General features: G+C 46.6%; 23 protein-coding genes. 4 read left to right on the top strand and 19 right to left on the bottom strand.

Annotated elements, in window-relative coordinates; translation table 11 throughout:
• Positions 1-10: 10 nt before the first annotated feature.
• A complete protein-coding gene (locus EDM56_RS14130; protein WP_122918549.1) occupies positions 11-1,171 on the bottom strand; it encodes a mandelate racemase/muconate lactonizing enzyme family protein in 1,161 nt (386 codons plus the stop codon).
• A gap of 160 nt (positions 1,172-1,331) precedes the next feature.
• Between EDM56_RS14130 and EDM56_RS14125 the strand changes: the two genes are divergently transcribed.
• Positions 1,332-1,970 carry a GntR family transcriptional regulator gene (locus tag EDM56_RS14125; RefSeq protein ID WP_122918548.1) on the top strand — a complete coding sequence of 213 codons (639 nt, stop codon included), beginning with the start codon at positions 1,332-1,334 and terminating at the stop codon, positions 1,968-1,970.
• Between the two features lie 139 nt (positions 1,971-2,109).
• Here the strand turns inward: EDM56_RS14125 and EDM56_RS14120 are convergent, their stop codons facing one another.
• From EDM56_RS14120 to EDM56_RS14075, 10 genes are all read right to left on the bottom strand, one after another.
• Positions 2,110-2,895, bottom strand: coding sequence for an alpha/beta fold hydrolase (locus EDM56_RS14120; protein ID WP_122918547.1), 786 nt, complete (start codon positions 2,893-2,895; stop codon positions 2,110-2,112).
• A gap of 26 nt (positions 2,896-2,921) precedes the next feature.
• Complete coding sequence (locus EDM56_RS14115; protein ID WP_122918546.1) at positions 2,922-3,977, bottom strand: alpha/beta hydrolase; 1,056 nt, start codon at positions 3,975-3,977, stop codon at positions 2,922-2,924.
• A gap of 294 nt (positions 3,978-4,271) precedes the next feature.
• Positions 4,272-5,303 (bottom strand): asparaginase, encoded by a 1,032-nt coding sequence (locus tag EDM56_RS14110; protein WP_122918545.1) that lies wholly within the window; start codon positions 5,301-5,303, stop codon positions 4,272-4,274.
• 24 nt (positions 5,304-5,327) lie between these two features.
• Entirely contained in the window at positions 5,328-6,302 is a 975-nt protein-coding gene (locus EDM56_RS14105; RefSeq protein ID WP_122918544.1) for an ABC transporter ATP-binding protein, read from the bottom strand.
• Positions 6,274-7,290 carry an ABC transporter ATP-binding protein gene (locus EDM56_RS14100; protein ID WP_122918543.1) on the bottom strand — a complete coding sequence of 339 codons (1,017 nt, stop codon included), beginning with the start codon at positions 7,288-7,290 and terminating at the stop codon, positions 6,274-6,276. The genes EDM56_RS14105 and EDM56_RS14100 overlap by 29 nt, the downstream gene beginning before the upstream one ends.
• Positions 7,291-7,297: 7 nt before the next feature.
• Positions 7,298-8,194, bottom strand: coding sequence for an ABC transporter permease subunit (locus tag EDM56_RS14095; protein ID WP_122918542.1), 897 nt, complete (start codon positions 8,192-8,194; stop codon positions 7,298-7,300).
• An 18-nt stretch (positions 8,195-8,212) separates the two neighbouring features.
• On the bottom strand, positions 8,213-9,139 hold the full coding sequence (gene nikB, locus EDM56_RS14090; RefSeq protein WP_342772392.1) for a nickel ABC transporter permease: 927 nt from the start codon (positions 9,137-9,139) through the stop codon (positions 8,213-8,215).
• An 89-nt stretch (positions 9,140-9,228) separates the two neighbouring features.
• Positions 9,229-10,815, bottom strand: coding sequence for a glutathione ABC transporter substrate-binding protein (locus EDM56_RS14085; RefSeq protein WP_183192434.1), 1,587 nt, complete (start codon positions 10,813-10,815; stop codon positions 9,229-9,231).
• A 116-nt stretch (positions 10,816-10,931) separates the two neighbouring features.
• A complete protein-coding gene (locus EDM56_RS14080; RefSeq protein ID WP_122918540.1) occupies positions 10,932-11,567 on the bottom strand; it encodes a response regulator transcription factor in 636 nt (211 codons plus the stop codon).
• Complete coding sequence (locus EDM56_RS14075; protein WP_183192433.1) at positions 11,542-12,897, bottom strand: sensor histidine kinase; 1,356 nt, start codon at positions 12,895-12,897, stop codon at positions 11,542-11,544. The genes EDM56_RS14080 and EDM56_RS14075 overlap by 26 nt, the downstream gene beginning before the upstream one ends.
• 268 nt (positions 12,898-13,165) lie before the next feature.
• On the opposite strand from EDM56_RS14075, the gene EDM56_RS14070 reads away from it, so the two are divergent.
• Positions 13,166-13,501 (top strand): hypothetical protein, encoded by a 336-nt coding sequence (locus tag EDM56_RS14070; protein ID WP_122918538.1) that lies wholly within the window; start codon positions 13,166-13,168, stop codon positions 13,499-13,501.
• Positions 13,502-13,536: 35 nt separating this feature from the next.
• Positions 13,537-14,394, top strand: a complete 858-nt coding sequence (locus EDM56_RS14065) for a carboxypeptidase regulatory-like domain-containing protein (RefSeq protein ID WP_122918537.1) — start codon at positions 13,537-13,539, stop codon at positions 14,392-14,394.
• Positions 14,395-14,486: 92 nt separating this feature from the next.
• Here the strand turns inward: EDM56_RS14065 and EDM56_RS14060 are convergent, their stop codons facing one another.
• The 8 genes from EDM56_RS14060 to EDM56_RS14025 all read right to left on the bottom strand — a co-directional run bounded on the left by EDM56_RS14060 (position 14,487) and on the right by EDM56_RS14025 (position 24,146).
• Positions 14,487-16,265 (bottom strand): M28 family peptidase, encoded by a 1,779-nt coding sequence (locus tag EDM56_RS14060; RefSeq protein WP_122918536.1) that lies wholly within the window; start codon positions 16,263-16,265, stop codon positions 14,487-14,489.
• A gap of 44 nt (positions 16,266-16,309) precedes the next feature.
• A complete protein-coding gene (locus tag EDM56_RS14055) occupies positions 16,310-17,065 on the bottom strand; it encodes an aspartate/glutamate racemase family protein (RefSeq protein ID WP_122918535.1) in 756 nt (251 codons plus the stop codon).
• Positions 17,066-17,079: 14 nt separating this feature from the next.
• Positions 17,080-18,273, bottom strand: a complete 1,194-nt coding sequence (locus tag EDM56_RS14050; protein WP_246009384.1) for a M20/M25/M40 family metallo-hydrolase — start codon at positions 18,271-18,273, stop codon at positions 17,080-17,082.
• 293 nt (positions 18,274-18,566) lie between these two features.
• Positions 18,567-19,478: an ABC transporter permease gene (locus tag EDM56_RS14045; RefSeq protein ID WP_183192432.1), complete on the bottom strand. Its 912-nt coding sequence runs from the start codon at positions 19,476-19,478 to the stop codon at positions 18,567-18,569.
• A 12-nt stretch (positions 19,479-19,490) separates the two neighbouring features.
• A complete protein-coding gene (locus tag EDM56_RS14040) occupies positions 19,491-20,450 on the bottom strand; it encodes an ABC transporter permease (protein WP_122918532.1) in 960 nt (319 codons plus the stop codon).
• Positions 20,451-20,485: 35 nt separating this feature from the next.
• Positions 20,486-22,162 (bottom strand): ABC transporter substrate-binding protein, encoded by a 1,677-nt coding sequence (locus EDM56_RS14035; RefSeq protein WP_122918531.1) that lies wholly within the window; start codon positions 22,160-22,162, stop codon positions 20,486-20,488.
• An 18-nt stretch (positions 22,163-22,180) separates the two neighbouring features.
• Positions 22,181-23,149: an ABC transporter ATP-binding protein gene (locus tag EDM56_RS14030; RefSeq protein ID WP_122918530.1), complete on the bottom strand. Its 969-nt coding sequence runs from the start codon at positions 23,147-23,149 to the stop codon at positions 22,181-22,183.
• Between the two features lie 16 nt (positions 23,150-23,165).
• Positions 23,166-24,146 (bottom strand): ABC transporter ATP-binding protein, encoded by a 981-nt coding sequence (locus EDM56_RS14025; protein WP_122918529.1) that lies wholly within the window; start codon positions 24,144-24,146, stop codon positions 23,166-23,168.
• 334 nt (positions 24,147-24,480) lie between these two features.
• Between EDM56_RS14025 and EDM56_RS14020 the strand changes: the two genes are divergently transcribed.
• On the top strand, positions 24,481-26,526 hold the full coding sequence (locus tag EDM56_RS14020) for a sigma-54 interaction domain-containing protein (protein ID WP_122918528.1): 2,046 nt from the start codon (positions 24,481-24,483) through the stop codon (positions 26,524-26,526).
• Positions 26,527-26,538 lie beyond the last annotated feature (12 nt).

The following is a 26,538-nucleotide window of genomic DNA, read 5'->3' as shown; positions in this document are numbered from 1 at the left end:
GACGCCCCTTTCATAAAATCATGCCGATCCGCGGCTGAAATTGCACTGCACTCTCATCATCGTAAAAAACCATCTCCCGGATTTCCTCTTTGTTCAAGCTATTGAAGTCGCTCGCCAATTCTACACCCAGGCCCGGTTTGTCGCTCATCGCCAGTTTTCCGTTTTGAAAATCAAGGGGAGCGCTCAATACATCGGATTGATACCAGCCATAGTGCGTATCGGCTGCAAACGGGAAATTTCGTGACGATGCGATGAGATGGGCGTTCGCCATCGTGGCAATCCCCGTCTCCGCCCACGATCCCGTCACGCACCAGATGCCGTACGTATCAGCAAGTTCAACGATCTGTTTGGCCTTCAGCAATCCCCCCGCTTCGGACGGATAGACGGTAAAGGCGGCTACTGCTCGCTTTTCAATCAGCTTGAGCGCGCTGTCAAAGCTTGTACACGATTCGTCCGCAGTGATGGGGACAGGCACGGATCGGCTGACCGTCGCGAGGCCGTCAATATCATAGTAAGGCGTCGGCTGCTCCACCAACTGCAGATCGTATTTCGCCATTTGGTTAATGGCGCGGATCGCTGTGCTCACGCTCCAAATCTGATTGGCGTCAATGCGCAGCTTCACATTCGGACCGACAGCCTGGCGTATTTCCTTGATTCTGCGGGTGTCGTAGTCGACATCGCGGCCCACTTTTATTTTGATTTCGCGATATCCGTTCTGCACGAGCGCTTCTGCCTCTTTTGCGTTCACCAGCGGCTCATCGATAAACAAATAACCGGAAAACTCCACTTCTTTCTTATACAGACCACCGAGCAAATTGTAGAGCGGCGTATTCAGGATCTTCGCCTTCAGATCCAGCAGCGCAATATCGATCCCGGCCAAGGCGTAGTAACCGATTTGCGACCAGTTCAATATGTATTCCTCGAGCTGATGTAGGATCAGTTCGGTCTGCATCGGATCCTTGCCCAACAGGAACGGTTTGAACTCCTTTTCAACGATCGTCTGGATGGTCGGGATGGTCGGCCCTACGCATTCGCCAAAACCGATGATTCCTTCATCCGTAACCAATTGGATCAGTAATGCCGGAGCATTACGGCGTGTCCCCCCCGACCATTTCGCCGGCTTCCGGAATGGAATCAAAACAGGTGTTGTGATGATATCGGTAATCTTCATTATGTTTCGCACCTAACCTCTCGTTTGAAATTTCAGATTTCTAAGCAGAAGTATAATGAGTTGTCATTGTCATTGTCAACAATAACATTATCGTTGTCAAAATAAGTGATTCTTGATAACATCTATGAGAGAATCGGTTGATTACCAAGGAGGTATACACATGTCTGATTTCCGCTTTTCAGTCAAAAAAACGGATACATTGCGCAATCAAGTATACAAAGATATAAAAAGAGCGATCATTCAAGGAAACCTGAAACCGGGGACGCGGTTGAGGGAGAGCGATCTTTCCGAAGAGATGGGCGTTAGCCGGGGGCCAATCCGCGAGGCGATTCTGATCTTGGAAAAAGAAGGGCTGTTATTGACCCAAACGCACAAGGAAACATCTGTCGCAACCGTATCAGAGGACGAAGTGTTGGGCTTGCTGAATCCACTCCGCGTGCTTCTCGAAACGTTTGTTATCAAAAAGGTGCTTCCCTCGATGACAGAAGAGCACTTTCTGAAGCTTCAGGGAATCCTCGGCGAGCTGATCGCTGCTTGTGAAAACGGCAAATTGGATCAAGTGGTCGAAAAGGATCTGGAATTTCATGAGTATTTGATTTCCCTTACCAAAGAACCGTTTTTGATATCACTCTGGTCTTCTGTGTCCTCTCGGATTGTTTTTCACTTTATTTCGAATGGCCAGAAGCATCAAGAACAGAATTTTGCGAAATTGATTGAAGAGCATCAGGCTTTGTTTGAGGTTATTAAAAGCAGGGATTTGGGGAGTATTGAGGAGGAGTTGAAGAAGCATATTTATTGATGTGGTGGTTGGTGGGGTGTTAGTGGTTAATTTCTGGGAGCAGTGATCCACGTTATGTATTGACGGAGGCAGGATTTAGTCGAAAGCCTTCAAGAAAACCGACTGCTCGGCTACTTAAAGCGAACAGTCGATCAAAGGTTTATCTACTATCTTCAACGTTGTGTAAAAATGCTACCAAGGCTTGATTGAATAGATCGGGTCTTTCTTGTGTGCAGATATGCCTTGCCTCTGGTAGGATCACCAATTGGGATGCTTCAATGTGCTGGTGCAGATACCGGCTGTACTCCACAGGAGTGGTCAGGTCGCCTTCTCCAACGATGATTAATACAGGCAGGCTGATTTTTGCCAAGATGTCTCTGCTATCCGCATTGACAGAGGCAATCATCGAAGCTCGATAGGCCGTGGGATCATTGGACGCTATCACCTTTTTTGTGTTCTCAATCAACTGGACAGGTGCTTGCTCGGTAAAAGATCGCCTGGCAATGATTTCGGCCAATTCTTCCATCTTCCCCTGTTCTATGTAAGGTAATCGGCTCTGCAAGCTAGCCTGCTTGACAGGTTCAGGAAAGTAGGAAAAAGTCGCCGCCAACACCAAGCTTTTCACCTTTTCTGAAAAGGCTCGATAAAAAGCTTGTGCAATGGCCCCGCCCATAGACAATCCGACCAGATGAGTCTTTTCGATCGATAGCTTCTGTAATAGCTGGTTCAGATCAGCGGCGTACGTATCAATGTTTACCTCTTCCGCACGCCATTCTGATTCTCCGTGGCCTCTTAAATCATAGGTTAACACTCGGAAGCCGTTCTTTATCAGCTCTTCTTTTTGTAATTTCCAATCTTCCAGTCTTTGACCTAGCCCGTGAATCAGCACAACATCGGGGCCTTCTCCTTCCACTTTATAACGCATGTCGATTCCCTGATTTGTCACGTCTGTTTTCCTCCCCTGTTGCTTTCTTATGGGCGGCTTTGCAAGAATTGAAGGATTTTTTCATGCACTTCCACAGGTTTTTCAATGTGGGGCGAATGTCCAGCTTGCTCTACCACATATTCTTCATAACTTCCCCCGTTTCTTTTATAGTTTTCCAGTACAAATCTTGTTTGTTTCACCATTGGTTGTGGGGGAAAGACGTCTTCCCCCGGCCATCCGGGTACGTATCCTTGTTGCCCTAAAAAGCCAAGATCAAACAACGAGCAATCGGATACAATTGAATCTTCTGCTCCCCGAAGCCATAGGATCGGCGGTTTCGGTTCAATCCCAGCAATGCTGGATAGATTAAAATACATCGGCGCGATCGCGTTGTTAAAGCCTTTTGGTCCCGGAGCTACACCAGGCCACTCTTCACAAATATCAAACGTACCGGGATAAAGAGCTTCGCCTACTTTTGTTAAAAGCATCGACGTAACGAACTTCTCTTCTCTTTCTGCCGCAACGGTAAAAGGTGCTTTGAAATAGTAATGATTCATCACGTTTAATGGGCTGTTTGGTTTTTCCACAGAACGATCCCCACTTTTTAGAAGATCAACAAATTCCGGATTGGCCGTACCTCCACCCGATCCTGCAAAATTGGAATAGCAAGGGGTTCCTATTTCGTCTTTCGTCCCACCAAAACCAAACGGAGAAACCGGATTGATCAAGGTTAACGAAGCAACTGACTCAGGATAGTCGATTGCGTATTGCATCACCACTCCACCGCCAAGCGACCAACCGACTAGATGTATCGGGGCTTCGATTTGCAATGCTGTGACAAGTGCACGCAGATCGTCCGCCCAATCACGCACCCCTCGCGTCGCATCTACTTCCTTCTCCTCTGATTCGCCATAACCCCGAAGGTCTGGGGCCAGTACCCAATAGGATGGCGATAATTTTCCCAACGTCTCTTCCCAAAATAGATTGGAAGAAACATTCCCATGAACGAGAAGGACCGGTTGATGAGCAGAGTTTCCTGCTTCAAGATAAGACGTTAGCAACCGACCCGTTTCCACTCTTTTTTTCACGATTCCATGCACCATCGCCTTCACTCCTCTTTTCATTTGCTCACTGCGAACGAATAGTTACCGTAATTATTACTACATTCGAAACCGATGGATTATTCACCTGTAAGACAAGACCTCAATTAACAGTTTTTTACACAGAGGAAGATCCTACGCGAGGTTTTATCTGATGAAGATCACCGAAGGAGCAGTTATGTACTGATACATAAAAAAAACACCCATAAAGGGTGCACAGATTTTTCAACAACCAGGAGCCACGTTCATCAGGTGGCTTAATCATTTGGTAGATTGCTCAAACTAAACGTTTCCGCGCTACTTTGTTGTATCTGTGGTTGCAAGTGTAAACGTTGGTCGAACTGAACCCACTACTTCATTTTGGCGATTGCGGACTTCAGGGGTATGGTACGCCTTCAAGGCAAGCTTCTGCTCCTCGGACAAAACACCTAATTGATCCAATACCTCCATAGCAACCGGATACAGCCCGCGCTCTGAACCATCGAATATCTTGATCGCAATCCCGATTCCACGATCCCGTAAAGCCATGCAATAAACGCCCTCCGCGCCCACCTTGCCCACAACGCTGCCTTTCATGGTTGTCATCAGATCGGTGCAAAACGCGCCTGTGCCTCCTACCATCTTGGGATTGGCTGTCATCGCATCACCAATCTGCATCAATGCCTTTCTTTTGTTGGCAGTCATGCCCACAGGATCGGCTAGCTGGGAATAAGCATATGCCACCTGACGCAGCGGAATAGCATGTGTCGGCAGTCCGCATCCATCAATCCCGACCTCAATCTGCGATGCAGGCACACCCGTTACTTCCGAAAGGTTGCGCAGCACTTCCTGCTGCAACGAATGGCTCTCCTCCTGATAACCTTCCACAGCATACTCATGAAAAATGCACTGTGCCAGCATCGCCGCATGTTTACCGGAGCAATTGTTATGAACACGCTTGAAGGGAGTACCCTCTCGAATGAGGCTCTCATAGCTTTCCTGATGAAACGGTGAATGGCCATGACAATGCAGATGAACATCCGATAATCCGATCAGAGCCAACATATCCTCTGTCGTCTCTGTATGTTGATGCTCACCGTTGTGTGACCCGCAGGCCAGCGCCAGATGCTTGGGCAAAAATCTGAAATGGTCATATGCGCCAGACTCTAGGAATGAAATGACTTGAAAAGGCTTCAACGCTGATCGTGCAAACATGAGCTGGTTCACATCGCCAATCGCATGCAAGAGCTTGCCACTGCTAGAAACAACCGCCAACGCGCCGGAATGCGAGCTTTCAACCAGATTTCCGCGTGTAATCTCGACCAATTTATCGGTTCCCGACTTTATCATGTTTATGCCCCCCTACTTGTTAAGTCAAGCTTCATAAAGGTGACAAGCAATCTGACGCGCTTCGCCTGTCATCGATTTCAACTCCGGTTTGACCTGTCGGCAAATATCCTTCACATCTGGACAACGGGTGGAAAATGGACAGCCACTCGGCGGATTGGCAGGACTGGGCAGATCACCCTGCAGCATGATTCGCTCTCTTTTGGCCAGCGGATCGGGAATGGGTATCGCAGACAACAGCATTTTGGTATACGGATGCAGAGGTTCGTTGAATAACGTTCCCACATCGCTGACTTCCACAAGATTTCCTAGATACATGACACCGACCCGATTGCACAAATGGCGAACGACACTGAGGTCATGGGAGATGAACAAGTATGTCAACTGAAACTGTTCTTGCAAATCCTGCATCAAATTAAGGATTTGGGACTGAATTGAAACGTCTAGAGCTGAAACGGGCTCATCGGCAACAATGAATTTCGGTTGCAGGATCAGCGATCGGGCGATGACAATCCGTTGTCGCTGCCCCCCCGAAAATTCGTGCGTATACCTGTTGATATGCCTTTTTGTCAGTCCAACCACTTCAAGGATCTCTTCGATTTTTTTCCTTCGATCTTGCTTTTCCCCAATGTGATGCGCGCGCAGCGGTTCTTCAAGAATGTCAAAAACCGTCATCCGCGGATTAAGCGACGCGTATGGGTCCTGAAAAATCATTTGCATATTTTTTCGCGTGAGACGAAGCTCTTCTTTAGACAACGTTCGCAGGGTTTTGCCCTGATAGATGACTTCTCCCTCTGTGGCTGGCATCAATCCGAGAATGGTCCGTCCCGCTGTCGATTTGCCGCAGCCTGACTCGCCAACAAGTCCGAATGTCTCCCCGTCACGGATCGAAAAACTGATATTTTCAACCGCTTTCACATGCCCTTTGCTTCTGCCGAGCCAATCTTTTTTCAGGCTGTAGTATTTTTTCAGGTTACGCACTTCCAGCAGCGCCTTCTCCATGCAGCCCCCTCCTTTCCTCCAATGTGTGCAGCCAACAGCTACCGGTATGAGACTCATTGAACCTGGTAAGCGGCGGAGTCTCTACCGAGCATTTCGGCAATGCATGTTCACAACGTGGCGCAAACATGCACCCTTGCTGAAGCTTCCCGGCTTGCGGCACTTCTCCCGATATGGAATAGAGCCGCCCCCTCTTGGAGTGATGCTGCGGAATCGATGCTAGCAGCCCTTGTGTATACGGATGCTTGGGATTTCGGAACAACGAAACGACGTCACCCTCCTCCACGATCTGACCCGCATACATGATTATGACACGCTGGCACATCTCCGCGATCACCCCGAGGTCATGAGAAATGAAGAGGATCGCTGTCCCCGTTTCCTCCCCAAGCTTGCGCATCAGTTCGAGAATTTGGGCCTGGATCGTGACGTCAAGCGCGGTAGTCGGTTCATCCGCGATCAGGAGCTGAGGACGGCACGACATGGACATCGCAATCATGACCCTTTGCCGCATACCGCCTGACAATTCATGCGGATAACGCTTTGCCACCTTCTGCACATCGGGAATGCCGACCTGCTTTAGCATCTCAAGAGTCATCAATCTTGCTTTTTTCCGAGGTAGCTTTTGGTGAATCATGATTACTTCATCGATCTGATCCCCGATGCAAAAGACCGGGTTGAGAGAGGTCATCGGCTCCTGAAAAATCATCGAAAGCTGATTCCCTCGCTTCTTCTCCATCTCATTCTCACTTGCTTGCAACAAGTCCAGATTTTGAAACAGAATCGATCCGCTTTTCACTCGCCCGGGCGGCATCGGAAGGAGACCCATGATGCTCAAAGATGTGACGCTTTTACCGCATCCAGACTCCCCGACGATCCCGACAATTTCACCTCTGTTCACAGAAAACGAAATCCCGCGAATGATCGGCAATTCACCCTTTGGACTATCGATGCTAATTGACAGGTTGTTAACCTGCAAGATCGGTTCATTCATGCCCACTCTACTCCTTCAATTTGGTATCAAGGGCATCCCGCAGACCATCGCCCAATACATTAAAAGCCAGCACGGTGATGATAATGGCCAGGCCGGGGAAAAACACCACATGAGGCGCCACTGTAACATAGTCCCTGCTCGTGCTGAGCATGGCGCCCCATTCGGGAGTGGACGGGTCGGCACCAAGCCCCAAAAAGCTAAGTGATGCACCGATCAAAATGGCAACGCCAATCCTCATACTGAGATAAACGATGATGACCGGAAGCACCTGTGGCAAAATGTGGCGATACATGATCGACCAGTCCTTTACACCGATAGAGCGGGCTGCTTCGATGTAAGTCATGTTCGTGAAGGTCAGCGTGCTCGCCCGAACGATACGGATAAAGATTGGCAGCGTAAAGATGGATACCGCGATCACAACGTTGGACAATCCGGTTCCCAAAACGGCGATGAGGCCAATCGCGAGCAAGATGCCAGGAAATGCAAACATCACATCCGTGAGCTTCATCATCAAGCTGTCATACCATCCGCCAAAATAGCCGGATGTCAGGCCGATCAGAGTGCCTAGCAAAGCACCGAAAAAGACAGACATTACCCCAACCAAAAGAGAAATTTGCGTTCCGGCGATAATTCGGCTGAGAATGTCACGGCCAAAATGATCAGTCCCTGCCCAGTGCGATAGAGAGGGAGGCATCAGCACCGCATTGTAATCTGGCTCACTAGGTGAATAAGGAGTCAAATACGCCCCAAAAAGAGCTGTCAAACCAATCAGCAATACCAAGAACAACGAATAAAACGCCAGCTTTTGAGCACGAAATTTCCGGAAAAATTCGCGTCTTGGCGAAAAGAGCTCTTCCTCCGTTTGCTGTTGGCTTAGGGGCTTAAGTTGAACGGAAGCAGACAACGTGATCCCTCTTTTCTTTTAATCAATTCTCATTTGCGGATTAAGCAGCGCATACAAAAGGTCGACGATGAGCGTGATAACAAGAAACTCCAGCGTGAAAAGAAACATGCTTCCTTGTATCACCGGAAAATCACGGAATTTAACAGCATCCACCAGAAGCACTCCCATGCCTGGCCAGCTAAAGACCACTTCAATTACGACAGCTCCACTTAGCATAAAACCGAACTGGATGCCACTCATCGTCACCAGCGGAATCAGGGCATTACGCAAAGCGTGCTTCAGAATGACAAGCTGCTTCGAGACCCCTTTTGCTTTCGCTGTGCGTATATAATCCTCTTTCATAACCTCCAGTAAGCTGGTTCGGGTGAAGCGCGCAAACAACCCTAACACTCCGATCCCTAGCGTCAGAGACGGCATGATCAAGCTACCCCACCCTTCCGTGCCGCCAGTAGGCAACCACCCCAGTTTAATGGAAAACAAATCAATCAGAAGAAAGCCAAACCAGAACTCCGGCATGCTCAGCCCTACAATGGAAATCGACATGCCTACATAATCAGGCCAGCGATTTCGCCTAACCGCTGCGATTACACCCATCAAAATGCCTACAATGAGCGACCAGCCCATCCCCCATAGGGTAAGCTCCAGCGTAAGTAGGAATTTTTCCCAAAGAATTTTCGAAACGGGTTCATGGCTTTTAAACGAATTGCCGAAGTCGCCACGGAGCAGATTCTTGATGTAGGTAACATACTGTTGGAAAAGCGGCTGATCCAGTCCCATTGAGGTGCGCAGGTTTGCCACCGCCTCACCGGTAGCATCCGCTCCGAGGGCAATGCGCGCGGGATCACCCGGGATCACGTGAATGAACAGAAAAATGATGACAGAAACGATAAACAGCATCGGGATCATCCCGGTTATTCTTTTGACCATGTACCTGATCAAAGACACCACCTGTTCCTTTGCAAAGGATGCCAACAAGGAAGGAGTGACCAAACCAATGGAAAAGCCACTCCTTTTTGTTGTTTTATTGTTGCGCTTTAAAATTTTGCTTTTCGAACATCGATCACTCCATCAGGAAGTACATTCGCGTCCTTCAATTCCTTTTGTTTCCCTACCAGAATGCCGTCGACAAAGAGCAGTCCCCATGCGGCATCCTCAACAACAACTTTTTGCGCCTCGTCATAATAACGCTGAACCTCTGCTGGATCGCTCGCGCCTAGCGCCTTCTCAGTCAATTCGTCCAGCTTTGGATTGATGTAATGGCCCGAGTTGTTTCCTTTCGCTCCCACAAACGCACTTCCAAAGTTAGGGCGGAGCACCCAGTCAGCTTGCCCTGTCGACGGAGACCAGTGGGAATAATACAGCTGGATGCCTTGGCCGGCGTCAAGCCTGTCGTAGAACGTCCCTGTTTCCATTGTCTCGATTTTCAAATTGATCCCCACCACACCTAATTGTTGCTTGATAAATTCAGCGCCTTTGATCATCTCGGTCGGATTGTCCGTCCACAGAATCGCATCAAATCCATTCGGATATCCCGCTTCCGCGAGCAGCTGCTTCGCCTTCTCCACGCTGAAATCATAGGCCGGCTGTTTGCTGTAGCCGCTGACTTTAGGTGCGACAGGTGAATCGGCAATGCTGGCATAGCCCATCTTGACTACGTTGATCATCGCTTCCTTGTTAATGGCATAATTGATTGCCTGGCGAACTTTCACATTATCGAATGGCTTTTGTTTATGATTGAAGCCCAAATAGTTTTCGATGATGGACGGATAGTTGTTGATTTCGACTTTCGGATTTTTCTTGAGCATTTCGGCTTGCTCAGGTCCAAGCGGATAAACAAGGTGAGCTTCACCAGCCATCAGCATCGCTACACGAGAAGCTGTTTCTGGAACCAGACGGAATTCAACCGTTTGGAACGCAGGCTGGTTTTCCTTGTCCCAATACTGATCAAACTTCTTCATCCGAATATATTGTCCGTCTACCCATTCACTGAATTGATAGGGTCCCGTTCCAACAGGATGACGGTCTACCTTATTGCCGCCTTCAAACGATTTCGGTGACATGATTGCTGCAGCGGGATGAGCCAATATGTTAACAATGGCGGAAAATGGCGTATTAAGGTCAAATTTAACGGTGTGGGGATCCAATACTTCAACCTTCTCAATCATGTTGAAAAAATTGTTACGCTTCAAATTGTTATTCTTATCCAGAACTCGTTCAAAGTTTTTCTTGACGGCTTCCCCATCAAAAGGTGTCCCATCCTGAAAGAGCACCCCTTCCTTCAGCTTGATCGTAAGTGATTTCGCATCCTTGCCGAGCTCCGGCATTTCCTTTGCCAGAACAGGAATGGGTTTCATATCCTTGTCAAACCCCACTAACCCCTCCAGCATTGTACGCTGCGCGGAATTAGCCGTGGTTTCTGTTGTATTTTGCGGATCCAGTGAATCAGGGTTTGCCTCCATCACCACTACAAGCTTATCGGTCTTTTTTTGATCACCAGCTTGGGCATTACTTGCCGGTGCGGCTTTTTCTGTTTCAGGCTTCGCAGCTTGACAGGCTGCGAGCAATGTACAGCAAACCAGGACAGCGCCAAACTTCTGAAGAATGCCTGCAATTTTTTTCACACTCTTTTCCCCCTTCTCTGCTTGATCTATTTTCAACGCAATTGTAACCCCTTTCATTTAACGGAAAACACAGAAAAATAAGATAAAAAAAGAAGAGCTGATCGAGATATCAGCTCTTACCCATGATCGATTCCCTTCCAAACGTATTGATTTTTCGGTCTGCCAATCTTGCGGTAATTGGAAAGCGTATAAATCCATCCTTCGTCAAGCAAATGCGTGATGTACCGATAAACAGTCGGATAAGCAAGCCCGACGCCCTCCATAATTTCCTCAAGCGTCACCGGACCGGCTTGCTTTTGCAGAAAATCAATGATGAGTTGCAACGTGCTAGGACTAATTCCCTTTGCCGTTAACACCTCCCGCTTCTTTTCCTTTTGTAATTGGGTCATTTGCGACAGCTTCAGATTAATCTGGAGACGTGAGATCAAATCGGCAGCCCGAACCGGTTTAAGCGAAAAGTCGGTAGCTCCGGCAGCAAAGAATCGACTCACCGTTTCAGGTCGCTCATCAACGGTCAAAATCACAACCGGAATCTCCCGATTGATTTCCCGCATCGCCTTTACCGTTTCAAGCCCATCCATCTCCGGCATATAATAATCAACCAGCACGAGATCAAAATCCTCTTCACCAAGCTGGGCAAGCGCTTGTTTTCCGTTGTCTACCGCAATCGATTCAAACCCCGCAAACTTTGAGATTTCACGCAGGGTAAAACGGATTTTCTCGTCGTCATCCACAATCAAGATCTTCGTCAAGCCGTTTCTCCCCCTTTGGAAGAATGATTTTCATTGCTGTAAAGTCTCCCTTTTTGCTCCTAACCTCCATTCTGCCATGGTGCGCCTCAATGACCTGCCGCACAAAGGCTAGTCCAGCACCAGCAGAATCCTTTGTCGAAAAGCCGATGCTCCAAATTTTATCAAGATGCTCCTGCGGAATCCCAATGCCGTTATCAATAACCGAGAAATGCACCTCATCTTTTGTCTCGGCAACCAGCAAATGAACGGCTCCCTCCTGTTTGTTCGCAACCGCTTCAAACGCATTGTTAATCAGGTTAATGAGCGCCCTCACAATCCTGGTTTTATTGATATACAAAAGCGGCATTTGCGCCGAGGTGCGAATATGCAGCTTTTGATGCGAACCGCTCAGCCGCTCAGACTCAACCGTATTCAAAATTTCCCGAACGGGTACCATCCTTCTCATCTTTTCAAACAGAATGTCTGAGATCATCTCGTTCATCGATGATATGGATTGCTCAATAATTTCTGTATAACTTCGAATTTCTTTATCATCCACTTTCAGTTCGATCAAGGAAACCAAACCCTGAATCGAGGTAAGCGGCGTTTTCAGATCATGAACGAGAAACAATACCTCTTGTCCGGAACGCGCTTCTGCCATTTTGAGCCTCACATGCTCTGCCTGGTTTTTTTCCAGTTCCGATTGTTTTTTGATCCGGCCCAAATAGATCGAAATCGCAAGGTAAAATAACAGAAACAGACTGATCATGATGGAGAAAATGTTTAATCCATAATCAAAACTAAAGACCTCCGCCAGATTTTTCAACCTTGCTTCAAGACTTTCCGTACCCAGTCCATAAGGCGTTAACCATGTCACCATGTTCAGCCAGTTGAGTGCAAGAAAATATAGAACAAACTGAAACACCTTGCTTCGCAATGGCAAAAACGCTTGATCCATCAGTTGCAGGATGACTACCCCAACGGTAAGCAATATTTTGGAAACGGTCAAAGGATAGCTTGCTGCCGTGTAAAATTCCATGACCACATTGATGGTCAGGATGATCAATGCCGGAATAACAGCCGAAAGCCACCTTGCAGACAGCATCCGGGAAATACCCTCCCCGATAAAAAAAGCGCCAATATAGAGAGGCAAAAATAGGACCGTATCGATGAACACCACCATCGGCATTGCCAGCATCAACGGATTGGTCAGCTGTGTCAATCGGGACATCCATACCGCATCTAGCAATGCAAGATGATCCAGTCCTAATAAAAATGGGAGAACGATGCTTATGATGATGAAAATAGTTCCTAACAGAAAGATGAGCAAGACATCGTGTTTTTTCTTCATCGTGCGAATGTACTCCATAGTGGCATCATTCCTGAGTAAGGTTGTGTTCCCCTATTATACAGAGAATTTTGAAATATGAAAGCATATGCGTTTTATACACAGGGAATTGAGCGCTCCTCCTGACCGCAACTCAAAATTCCCAGCCCCATTCCTAACATTATCCTATATTTTTCCCGCTGTAATTCCTGGCTGTTACTCATGAAAAGGTGAACACTGACGCGATAAGATAATGCACATAAACCAAATTGATTTTATGGAGGTTATGACAATGAACAAAGGATTCAAGTTGATTGTAGCGGCTGGATTACTCACAGCAATTGCCTTTCCGGCAGCGGTGAGCGCCAAGCCGGAAGCAAAGCCAGAGATGTTTTCCGCAACAAAATGGATGATCGCTGCTAAACCAGAGGCAAAACCTGAAGTGGCTTTCGGGGTAAACGCGGGTCGGTTGATCGCCGGAAAACCTGAGGCGAAACCTGAAATGGCTTTCGGGGTAAACGCGGGTCGGTTGATCGCCGGAAAACCTGAGGCGAAGCCTGAAATGGCTTTCGGGGCAAACGCGGGTCGGTTGATCGCTGCCAAACCAGAGGCGAAACCTGAGGCTTAACCATACAAAGATTTTCCGAAAAGGAGAATACTGAGATGATAAAATTTAGGAAGCAATTGATGAGCTTATCCCTTTTGGTGGCAGGTTGTCTTGCATACACCGGAATTGCGGATGCCTTTGTCCAAACGCAGCCAGCCGTTGCTTCAACGCCTACTCCTGCTGCACAACCAAAGCCGACACCTGCACCTGCTTCGAAGCCTGCACCCCTTCCCTCTGCCGGAAAAGTAGAGCCCTACGTTGTGAAAGGCTATTTACGTAATGCGCAGGGCAAGCCAATTCCAGGAGTTACGATCAATGCAGATAACCAATTGTTCTCTGACAGCAACTTAGGAGCGGTGACCGATAAGAATGGATTTTATCGGATCCAATTGCCTCACCTCCCGACGACCTGGATTATGTCTACAAGTTTCTCACTCCCCTATAACGGCAAGGAGCAAAAGCTTTATTTGAGGTCTGACGTCGATCAACCATTCGCCAGTAGTTCAGGGGCTGTTCGTAATTTCACCTTGAAGGGTGTCGTAGGACATATCGAAATCCATCCCGATTTTTGGTCGTTTGACGATAGCTTGCCGCAATTTGAAATGAACGACTTGGAAATTACACTCACACCTGTCGGGCCATTGTTTGACGGTAGCAAAGGCAAAACGATCACAACACGTGCAGCTGCACTCTCAACTGGCGGTCACGGAGTCGAAAAAATCCCGCTCGGCCGGTACAAAATATCCGCTCTCTGGAAGCCGAACGGTCACGCTCCTATGCCTATGTTGATTAAAGTTACAGGTAATGGTGAATTTGCTCAGTCGGTCGAGTTTGATTTCTATACTCCATTGGGGGCACCGTCCATCTTTGTAAACCAGTTTGATACCAAGCTCGACAGTCAAAAAGGAAACTAGCTAGAAGAATGGACGGGGCTGTCTTGAAAGTCCCTAAACAAGTAAAGAAGCCGGGGAAATCGTTTCGTTTTTCCCCAGTTTCTTTTTTATCCCTATCTACTCTGTTCCTCTCGGACGATACTGGTGGCCTGTTTAAGTGCCCATGCGACCCGATTTTGGCCACGTGTCAGATGAGTTTGCACCACGTTATAAACATGCGAACCAACGGCTGTGTTTCCAAGCTCACAGGCAGGCGCCAAGTCAGGAAGCGGTGGAACATCAAGTGCGGGATCATGCCTGAATTTTCCTTGCCTGGTGTAATTGATCGGGACAAGAATTCTTGCTAACTGAAGAAGTTGTTTGTTCGCAAGTTGCACCTGCGGGTCAGAGATTTCCCGATCGCTCAACTTCTCCAATCGTTGATAAAATGCTGCCAAAGCGTGAAGAAGGTTGTCCGCTTCAGCTACGGCTTGATCAAAGCTGAAATGCTCGCCTATCCTCACCTGATACGCTTGGATGGTTTGCTTTATATCGTCTACCGTTTTTGTAAAGAAAAATGGATGAATCGGTGCCTGCAATACACGGATGACCGACGTGATGTACACTTGCAAGTCTTTTACAAGAACATCATAGTCAACTACATGCATTAAATCTTCATGAGTATGCCACTCAATATTGGCCCCGCACCCTCCCACAGGATAGTAGCCCTTCTCTTTCAGGATTTCTTCCGGAATGCTGGATGATAGCATAAAGAAGGAGGTAATGCCGATATTGTTAAACGAGTAGTCTCCTGCGCGAACCGGTCGATTCCCTTTCGATGCTTGACCAACAGCATCCTTAATCGCTTCCTGACAAAATTCGTCCACTTCGCTCATCCAGTCCATATACTCATAGGATGTAGCCCAGCGGCAACCCGGTGAGTCACAGTTCACCTGTGCAATGCAATTCTCCTCTAGGTCAAGCCCAAACTGATCGGCAAACCAGGTTGAGCCAGCATATCTTCCTGTTGAATGACCTGGCCAAATGGCGATTCGCAGACTACGTTTCAGCTTGTCTTGGTGTTTGTGGAAAATACGCGCCATTTCGATTAGTGCCGCATCACCCGTCGCATTATCACCGATTCCGACATGCCAGGAATCCAGATGCCCATGAAGCAGCACGTATTTTTCCGGCTCCTCGGTGCCCTTGATCAAAATATCGATCAATGGGCATGGAAACCACCCCTTCTCCAACTGTGTTTGAAACTCAAGTACGACTTTTCCTGTTTGCGACAGTTTTTTGAGTTCTTCTCCATCGTATTTGTTGACTGCCAAAACCGGAATTTGCGGCTCATTATTCATGTTGTCTAAATCAGGTGCGCCCCAAATTGAGGTGCAGATGCCATCGTGAATATTTTGTCCGGGATTGATAAAGATTGCTGCCGCGACTCCTTTGTCATTAAAAGCCGCCACTTTTCCAGGCATTGCATAACCTTCTGTGATGACCACCTTTCCTTCCAAATTGTTCAGTCGCCGATACATCTCGGCATCAAACCAATCTTCTAAACCTATCTCGTCATCTCCGGCAGGGATGTAGACCAATTCTCCAGATCCCCATGAATCCTCTGTGGAAACTGAAAATGACGGCGTTTTTGCCACAAACTCTTTCAAGTGGGGCTCGATCAGTTTTATTCTCGCCTTTTTAGGAATACTCAAATAAAGCTGAGGATGGTGAACCCTATAGGGAACTCCCCACTTTTCCAGAAGACTGACAAGAAATTGGGAAGCGATTCTTTCATCTTCGCTGCCAGATTCGCGAATCAGATGACGAAACCGTTCCAATATAGCCTCTGGCGCTTCCAGACTAATCTCATCAAGCAGAACCTTTTCCAACTGTTTCACTGCACTTGCCATAGATGTATGACACACTCCTTTTGTTATTTTGTTGATCCCCTACATTAGGTAGGATTTACATCGAGCTCATCCAACGACGTTACTCTCCCATTCGCTAGCTTGGGTGGCAACAGATACGCTTTTTTCGAATGGGTTAATCCACTGCTTACCAAAGACTCTGCTATTTTTAACGCTGTTTTGGCTGGATTAATGACCGGAATGCTTAATGCCTCCTGCATGTCCTCCGCCACATGTAAAAAGCCCATTGACATACAACCTAGGACAAGACAGTCCGCCCGGTCCTGCTGGATTGCTTTTTTCCCAATACTGATCAGTTTTTGTAACGTTTCATCCCGATTCTGTGCTAACTCTAAAACCGGAATCTCTACCGCAAGTACTGAGGCCACCTTCTCCCGTAATCCGGCTTTCATCGCTAGCTCGTAGCTACTCGCAACGGTATTTTCAGCTACCGTTAGTATCGTGAACCTGTATCCCAATAAAGCAGCAAGATGCATGCTTGATGCTCCAGGACCTACGACAAGCATGCCAGACGTAATTTCCCGATACGCATCTAAACCTGGATCACCCGCACACCCGATGATCGCTGCATCGTATCCCTGCCGCTCAAGCTGATATACCATTTTCGCAGTTTCGGGTATTGCCAAATACTCTTCGTACATCGACTCGATGGACGCTGGTCCATGCGACGTTCTAACAATGTCAACCTGAGTTCCCGGAGATGCCCATTGCTTCAACAACTCGCCTCTTCGCACTACTTCTTGGTAATCCATCGGTCCGGGCACAACGTAGGCAATCTTCATGATGTATTGACCTCCTATTCTGTGCTTAGTGAACACTGTTGATCAGGCTGATTCATTGCAGCAACTTTCTTAACGTACTGATCGAAAAAAATCACCATCGATTTTTCAAAATCGAGAACGCCTTGAACCGTACAGTACTCATTGCTGGAATGCTGTCTCGCTCCGTGCCCCATCCCCCCGGCTACGTATGGGATTTTTAAATAGCGTTCGAACACGTAGTATGGCGCACTTCCTGGCTCGATTGGCCAGATCTGTGGTTCTTTGCCCATTACTCGGTAGGTGTCGATCATCGCTTGCACGACGCATTCGTCGATCGATACTTTTGACCAGTAGTAGTTGTTGTAGATTTTCATCTCGATATCAGGAAAACCATTCTTGTCCAGGTGATCTCGGATTGCCTGAATTACCTGATCCGGTACCATGTGCGGCACCATTCTCACATCTATTTTTGCTGTCGCAACATGAGGCAAAACTGTTTTCGTTTCGGGTCCGCAATAACCGGAATAAATGCCGTTGATATTCAACTGCGGTCTGCTGAACAGCTTTTCCCATACTGCCATGCCTTCTCCATCGTATTTCAAGCGTTTCACATCGTAGTTTTCGAGAAATACATTTTCGTCGAAGCTACCTGCTTCAATCTGGCTTTGCAGCAAATTCATTTCCTTTTGGTCTAAGGGAGAAACGTCTTTCTCAAAATTTTCAATCAAAAAATTTTCATTGACATCTACCAGCTTTGAAAGCGCTTGAACCAGCCTCCAAGCCGGATTCTTCACCCAGGCATTAAACGAGCCATGAATGCCCCGGCTCCTCGGACCTCCCCAATCGCCACCTTGACAGCTCAATTCAAAATAGAGCATCCCTTTTGTCCCAAGCGTTATATTGGGTACACCCGTTTCATCTTGTTCGAAAAAGGGAAAGAGCACAGCCTCTGCTTTTGCGAATTTTTCTCTATACTCTTCGAGAAAAGCTGGAAAATGGCGACTCCCCATCTCTTCTTCCCCTTCGATCGCAAAGACCAAGTTGACTGGTAGTTTTCCTTCAACTTCTTTTATGGCTCCGAGGACGTTGAATAAGGCCGCCAGCGGTCCTTTTGTGTTCACTGCACCTCGGCTAATGATGCAAGGGCCGAACTGAGGCAAGTCTCTTATCTGTGCTCCCCAAGGATCAACCGTCCAATCTTCTTCATCTGTAGGCATCACGTCATACATGCCGTAAATCAGCAAAGTATGTTGCTGTCCCTCATTGAATTCCCCGTATACAACAGGATGTCCCTTCGTTTGTACAACCTCAGCCTCCCCACCTAGCTTTTCAATGATATCTTTAATGGTGCTGGCTGTTTCCTGAATCCCTTCACCCGTGTAGCTGACACTGGACATGCGTAGAAACTCCCGTACTCGTTCCAAATCCTCGTCAAAATGCTTTTCTAGATGTGCGTGTACCGCTTGGACATTCATTGATTCCTTCCCTCCTTGTCGTCAGACACCGTTCCCGCCCGATGCTGCTACAGCTTGCGTAATTTTGGATGTAACGTCTCATTGAGTCCAATTCCTAAAAAGTTAAACGAGAGTACGAGAATAATGATTCCGATGCTGGGAAACAGCGAATGCCACCACGCATTGATGATCACTCCTGTTGCATGTGCATTCTGCAAAATGGTCCCCCAACTCCAGCTACTGGGATCGCCTAATCCAAGAAAGCTTAGTCCCGCCTCTGAAATCACGGCATCCCCCAAAATCATTGTCATGTTCACTAAAATGGGAGGGATTGCATTCATCAGGATGTGGCGAAAGATAATCTTGTACTCTTTTGTCCCAACTGCTCTCGCTGCCTCAATGTATTGGTTTTCTTTTAACGCAAGGGTTTCCGCCCGCGTCACTCGGGCAATGGAAGGCCAGCTGAAAAGCCCTATGATGAGGCCAACATTGCCCAGACTGTTGCCGAGAACAGCAGCCATGATGATCATCAAAGGCAAGATCGGCAAAGTGAGGAATATATCGGCGAGCCCCATCCCAAAGGTTGAGACACGTCCCCCATAATATCCAGACAACAACCCGATGGGCACGCCGATCATTACGGCAATCGCTGTCGCGACGGAGCCTACGTACAGCGATACCCGTGTCCCCCACACCACCTGGTCGAATATGCTCAATCCGATCGAATCCGTTCCAAACCAATATTCGGAATTGGGCGGTTGCAGCATGTGAGTCGTATCCCCGTAACCTTCTGGGTATTTACTGATTAACGGTGCAAAAAGAGCGATCGCAATCAAAAAAAGAATGCAGATCAGACCCGTCATACCAATGCGATTGCTGCAAAAATGCAGGAAAAATTGGCGCATTCGCGATTGTTTCTTCCACATGACGGCAGTCTCACGCTGGCGTGAGCTTTCGCTGAGCGGAGCGGTTTGCCCCATCCTCATCACCTCTTAATTGATCGTAATTTTTGGATCCAAGCGGGTGTAGATCAGATCGGTAACAAGATTCACCACTACTACCGTGATTGCCAACATCAAAAATGTCCCTTGCAGCACCGGGTAATCGTGCTCCTTCACCGCCTCGTAAATTAACCTGCCGATTCCAGGATACGCAAATACCGTTTCCGTCAAGATGGCGCCACCGAGCAACGAACCGACCTGAAGCCCGATCATCGTCACAGTTGGCAACATTCCGTTTCTCACCGCGTGCCTCCAGACAACGACTCGCTCTCGTAAGCCCTTCGCCCGGGCGGTCCTGATGTAGTCCTCATTCAGCACATCAACCATTCTCGCCCGCATGAATAGCACGGAATTGGCCAGATTGATGATCGTCAAGGTGAGCATAGGCAAAATCAAATGGTGAGCCACATCCAAAATATGATCCCATCCCTCAATTCCGGGTGTTCGAGCGCCTCCGATCGGAAAAAGAGGAATTTTATAACCGAAACAGTAAAGCAAGACAATCCCCAACCACGGAATAAAAACTGCAATCCCGAACGTCGAGAACATACTGATGAATCGATCGAGCAAGGTCCCCTTGTGATAAGCGGCGTTCACCCCAAGCGGAATCCCGATCGATGTCGTCACAATCATGGACCCTCCCATTAGCAACAGTGTCCACGGCAGCCTTGCCAGTATCACGTCGAACACTGGGGAGCGGTACACAAAGGAAATTCCCAGGTCAAAATGCACAAAAAGCTGTTTCAAATAGATGAAATACTGCGTTGCCAAATCTTTATCCAATCCAAAATCCTTTAGTAACTGCTGTCTCGCTTCTTCGGTCATTCGTGGATCAAGCATCATGGTGGTTGGATCGCCAGGCATTACACGCAGGACCAAAAAGGTAACGGTCACAGCGACAAGAATAGTGATAATGCCGCGCACCAAGCGAAACATCAAAAATTGATTCATGGTATGCCTCCTAACTCGTCACATCTCCTACTCATTCATCGCTGTTTTTTCTGATAAACACTTGCGAGAGAATCTGGATCGACCAAACCCTGCAGATCGCTCGGATACAATTTGAAGCCATCGAACTTTTCACTGTTGTAGGCTAGATTGAATTTTTGGACATAAATAGGGACAACCGGAAACTCGGTGACAAACCATTCTTGCGCTGCAAAAACCTTTTCACGTGACTTTTCTTTCGTAGGTGCAAATTTTGCAGCCCGAACGATATTATCAAGCTCTTGGCTTTTTAATCCCGTGAAATTCAAGCTTGCTTCTGAGTCGAATAAACTTTGCATCAGCTCGCTTTGCTCATCGAGCACTCCCCATCTGCCAATGTGCATTTCAAAATCTTTTTCATTGAATATCTTGCTGTTTAACGTGTTGAACTCAACTGGGACAGGCACCAGTTTCACGCTGATTTCACTTGCGTTTTTCACGAGGATTTTGGCGATTTTTTGATGAAATGCGTTAGCCGAATCATACATCAGCTTCAACTCCACATCTTTTCCGCCGTATTGTTCTGGTGCGTTTATGATTCCATTTCCGTCACTATCTTTATATCCCGCTTTGGCTAGCAGTTCCTTTGCTTTCGCGACATCGTACGCAGGTGCTTTGGCTTTCGGGTTGACCCAATCTGCAAACACCGGTGATATAGGCGTATCAATGTCGATTCCCGCTCCTTCCAGGCCTACGTTGATGATTGTTTTTTTATCTGTTGCCATGGCCATCGCCAACCGAAAATTTTTATCTTGTGTCGGTAATGGGGCTCGTTTCGGATTGAGATTAAAGCTGTAATACGCATAGCCCAGACTTGGAGTTTGGACAATTTGGATCGCTTCATTCGTCTCCAATTGGCGCACAGCGGACATCGGAATATCTTGCGCGGTCACATCAATTTCATCTGCTTGCAGTGCTAGCACCATCGTATTGATATCGGGGTATATCTTAAAAATCACTTTATCAAGATAAGGGCGTCTTTCAGGAGCTGAAAACCACTCATTCGCTGCCTTTAGTTCAACGTATTGGCCCTTTTCCCATTTCACAAAAGCGAAAGGACCCGCACCAATTGGTTCTTTATTGTCAAAGTTCTTCGGATCGCTGACTTTTTCCCAAATATGCTTCGGTACAATCCGTATCCAATAACCAACCGTACCAACAAAGCTAGGGTAAGGCTGCTTCAATTTATACGTGACGGTTAGTTCGTCAGGAGTTTCCACAGACTCTACTTGATCAAAGATCTCTGATGTCCATTGCAGCTTATGTTTAACAAGATACTCACCGGTAAATTTGACATCAGCAGACGTCAGTGGTTGTCCATCCTGCCAATGCAGTCCAGATCGTAGTTTGAACGTAACAAGCTTTCCATCATTTGAAACTTGCACCGAATCGGCAATATCGGGCACTTTGTTCCCTTCAATATTCATTGTCATTAAATGAGGGTAAATTAAACTATTCACCCAATTTCCTGGAGTCGTGTTCGATACAAGCGGATTAAGTGTATCAGGATCAGCTGTCATTCCGATTCGCAATGTTCCGCCAAATCCCGGTTTGTCTGCTGTTTGCTCACTTCCTGGAGTGCTGTTTGTCGCTGTTTGATTGGAAGAACATGCGGTCAATAATAAAAGCGACAGTATTACCACAGCGAGGGTTTTTGTCAATTTTCGTGATTGCATTTTCTCCTCCTGATTTTTTCAGTCATAAAGATGACAAGCTACATAGCCCCCATTCGGCATCTGCTTTAATGATGGGCGTTCTGTTTTGCATCTCGGTATGCAGGCTTTACAACGCGGATGAAAAGCACAGCCATTTGGCGGTGAAGACGGACTAGGCACGTCCCCCGATAAGATGATGCGTTCTTTTTTTGCAAGCGGATTGGGAATGGGAACGGCAGAAAGCAATGCTTGGGTATAAGGGTGCAAGGGATCCCGAAATAAATTTTCCTTGGTACTGATCTCCACTACTCTTCCTAAGTACATCACTATGATCCGATCGCAAAAGTGATTGACAACGCTGAGATCATGGGAAATAAAAATATAGGTTAAGGAAAACTTCTCTTTCAGGTCTTGCAACAGATTTAAAATTTGCGATTGAATGGAAACATCCAATGCCGACACAGGTTCATCTGCTATAATCAGTTCCGGATCGAGCGAAAGCGCACGTGCAATCCCAATACGCTGCCGTTGCCCGCCGCTAAATTCATGCGGATAACGAAAAGCAGCTTGCTGCCCTAGACCTACCACCTTTAATAGCTCCTCGATCTTTTCCTTTCTTTCTCTCTTATTGACGAACTGAAAATTTTGTAATGGCTCCTCCAGAGTCTCACCAATTGTCATGCGGGGGTTTAACGACGAGTACGGATCTTGAAAGATCATTTGTAAATCTTTTCGGATCACACGCATTTTTTCGTTCGGGAAGTTCAATAGATTATTTCCTTTGTACAATACCTCACCGGCAGTTGCCTCTATCAATCGAATGAGTAATCTCCCTGTCGTCGACTTCCCACAGCCAGATTCCCCAACGATACCCAACGCTTCTCCTTTAAATACCTGAAACGAAATATCATCAACTGCTTTAACATAGCTGGGCGCAAGCTGAAATAGCCCTTTCTTGATAGGGAAGTATTTCCTGATCCCTTTCGCTTCTAAAAGCACTTCATTCATAGGCTCACAACCTCGCTTATTGGTGTTCATATAGCCAGCATCTGCATTTCGTGTGATCAGCTTTTTCAAATAACGGTGGTGATTCTCCTAAACAGCGCTCCATCACCTTGTTACAGCGAACAGCAAATCGACAGCCATTTGGCATGTCTGCCAGCTGTGGAACACTGCCTTCAATTGTATGCAGGCGCTTCTTCGATTCCCCGATTTTCGGAGTTGATGCAATCAAGCCTCTGGTATAAGGGTGCTTCGGATTTTCAAACAATGATTGTACCGAAGCCTCTTCCACGACTTGTCCAGCGTACATGACCAGAACGCGATCACATACTTCCGCAATTACACCCAAATCGTGTGATATGAGTAAAATGCCCATATCGTATCTCTTTTGGATATCTTTTAGCAGCTCCAATATTTGTGCCTGTATCGTAACGTCGAGAGCAGTTGTCGGTTCATCTGCAATAAGCAAGGAGGGATCACAGGCAAGTCCCATTGCGATCATTACACGCTGCCTCATGCCGCCCGAAAGCTGATGAGGGTATTCGTTGATCACTTCTTCAGGCCTTGGGATACCGACCAATTTCAACATGTCTATCGCCTTTGTTTTCGCCGCTTTCTTGCTTAATTGGGTATGTTCTCGTAGCAGCTCGACAATCTGGAATCCAATTGAGTACACAGGGTTCAGAGATGTCATCGGTTCCTGAAAAATCATCGCTATCTCCTTGCCTCTCATTTTTCGATAGTCGTTGCGTTTCAGGGCAACAAGGTCCGTCTCTTTAAGTCGAATGGAACCTTTACTCACGTACACGTTATTCGGCAGTAACCCCATAATGGAAAGAGCTGTAATGCTTTTTCCACAGCCAGATTCCCCAACTATGCCTAATGCTTCCCCACTGCCAACGGCAAAGCTAACATCTGTAGCTATCGTCAACTCCTGCCGCTGTTTTTTGATCATGACGTTCACGTTTGATACTTCTAAAATTTTGCCTTTGGTAAGAGACATAGTTCCTCCCCGATCACAAACATTGCTTTTCAGTTCTACTACCTGAAATAACCGAAAAACCTTTGTCCATTATTGGTGCTAATAGCTATCAGCCTCCCCATCACACAATTTTGCCGCGAGTCTCCCTTCTTCGCGAATGGAACTCTGCACAATCACTACAGCAAAAGCTATGCCATCCACAAATAATTCAACGATTCGTATTTTTCACTCATTTTTCTCGATTCCTATTGTTCTTCACCAAAGCCTTTGGTTAAATATGAAAATAAACGGACAGTTTTAAGTGTTAATTGGTCACCAAAATAGCCCAATTGCCCAATGAAGGGATGTATGGTGTATGAAAGAATTTGTATTGCTTACAGGCTGCCAGGAAACAGGGAACGTATTGGCCAATCAGTTAGAAGAAATCATGGGTGATTATGTCGCTTGCTCCCACTTCTCATCAGAGGAGGGGTACCCCACTACAATCATGAACCAACTTGTTGTCCTGTCACATAAGCTCATGGAAGATGAACCGGATGTGAAGCGATGCATTGGGGACGGATGCAAGGTAATTATTGCTGAACGAATTATTAACTACGAACATATTGACAAGCTATTATTTTTACCCGCAGGGACAAATGTTCTTTATATGAACGATGATTATGAGACATGCAAAGAATCGATCGAATCCTTGAAAAAGCTAGGGATTGACCATATCAACTACATACCGTTTTATCCAGGAATACAAAATTCACATAAAATCGAAATTGCGATTACTCCCGGAAAGTTTATGATGATCCCTGATTATGTAAAAGAAGTCGTGAATATCGGAACCCGGCTGATGGATATTTCAACGATTATACAGATATTGGATTACTTTCACCTGAATGAACCTGGCAATGTCATTTCTCAAAGATACATGCGAAAAATAATTCAATTGAGCCAAAAACTAGCGAATACCAGCCAAAAAGCCAATGATTTAAATAAGCATCTAAATGAGGTATTGGACGGCGTGAATGATGGCATTCTTACAATTAATAAAGATGGGTACGTTATCGTCTTCAATGAGGAACTAGGTTATCTTTTTAACGTATCTCCCAAACGTGCCATCGGAAGAAAGATAAGCGACATCATTGAACATCCTGAGTTGATTACATTTTTACTTGATCCTTCTCCGGAAGAGGATCGCTGGTTTACATTCAATCAGATTGAAGCCGTTGTTCATCGATTCCCCTTGAACGGGCATCAATCCATTGTGGCAACGTTTAAAAATGTGAGAAAAACAATTGAAATAGAGAAAAAGCTGCGCAGGGAATTGGTAATGAAAGGCTATGTCGCTAAATACACACTTGGCGATATTATCGGTGAAAGCAGCATTCTTAGGGAAACCAAAGCAACTGCTAAAAAACTCGCAATCACTGACTTTTCCATTCTGATTCAGGGTGAAAGTGGAACTGGTAAAGAATTGTTTGCAAGCGCTATTCATAACTGTTCCCCCCGAGAAAAAGGACCATTTTTGGCTGTGAATTTTAGTGCGATTTCTGAGGACTTGGTGGAGAGTGAATTGTTTGGATATGAAGACGGAGCGTTTACTGGTGCTAAAAAGGGAGGGAAAGTAGGATTATTTGAACAAGCGAATGGTGGAACGATCTTTTTAGATGAAATTGGAGATATCAGCTTAAAGCTCCAAGCACGCTTATTACGGGTCCTTCAAGAAAAAGAGATCATGAGAATAGGTGGGAGCAAAATAATTCCTGTTGATGTCCGGGTTATTGCCGCCACCAATAAAAATCTGCTAAAAATGATTGAGCAAGGGAAATTTAGAGAGGATTTATACCATCGTTTGAAAGTGCTCTTTCTTCGTCTTCCTGAATTACGTAACCGGATTGATGATATTCCTCACCTGATTCAGCATTTTATTAGACAGAGCGGTAAAATAAATATAAAAATAATGCCCGAAGTAGTCAGAAGGCTTTGCTCTTTTAGTTGGTACGGAAACGTAAGAGAGTTAAAGAACGCCATTGACTACATGTTGTCTGTTTGTGAAGAGAACACGATTCAATTGAATGATATTCCAAGCGAAAATAGCTTTCAGCTAAGAGTCTATTCTCCTGAAACGGTACCTCAGCCGATGGCTATTTCGGAAAAATCTCTTACTCCTGATGATGAAGAAGAACTGATTCTATTACTAAAAGCACTTCTGTCGATATCGGAAAAAGGCGAGACTCCAAATCGAAAGAAAGTAACGGAAATGAGTCAGACGTGGAAGAAACCACTAACGGAGCACCAAGTTCGCCGACGTTTCGATATTCTTGAATTACGTGGCTATATCGCAAAATGTCGAGGAAGATCTGGTACGAAATTAACTCAGCTTGGGTTAGATACCCTAATGAAGATCTAGTTTGATGGCAGC

Source organism: Brevibacillus fluminis (assembly GCF_003710825.1).
Taxonomy (GTDB): Bacteria; Bacillota; Bacilli; order Brevibacillales; family Brevibacillaceae; genus Brevibacillus_D; species Brevibacillus_D fluminis.
This window is presented reverse-complemented; position numbering and strand designations above follow the sequence as displayed.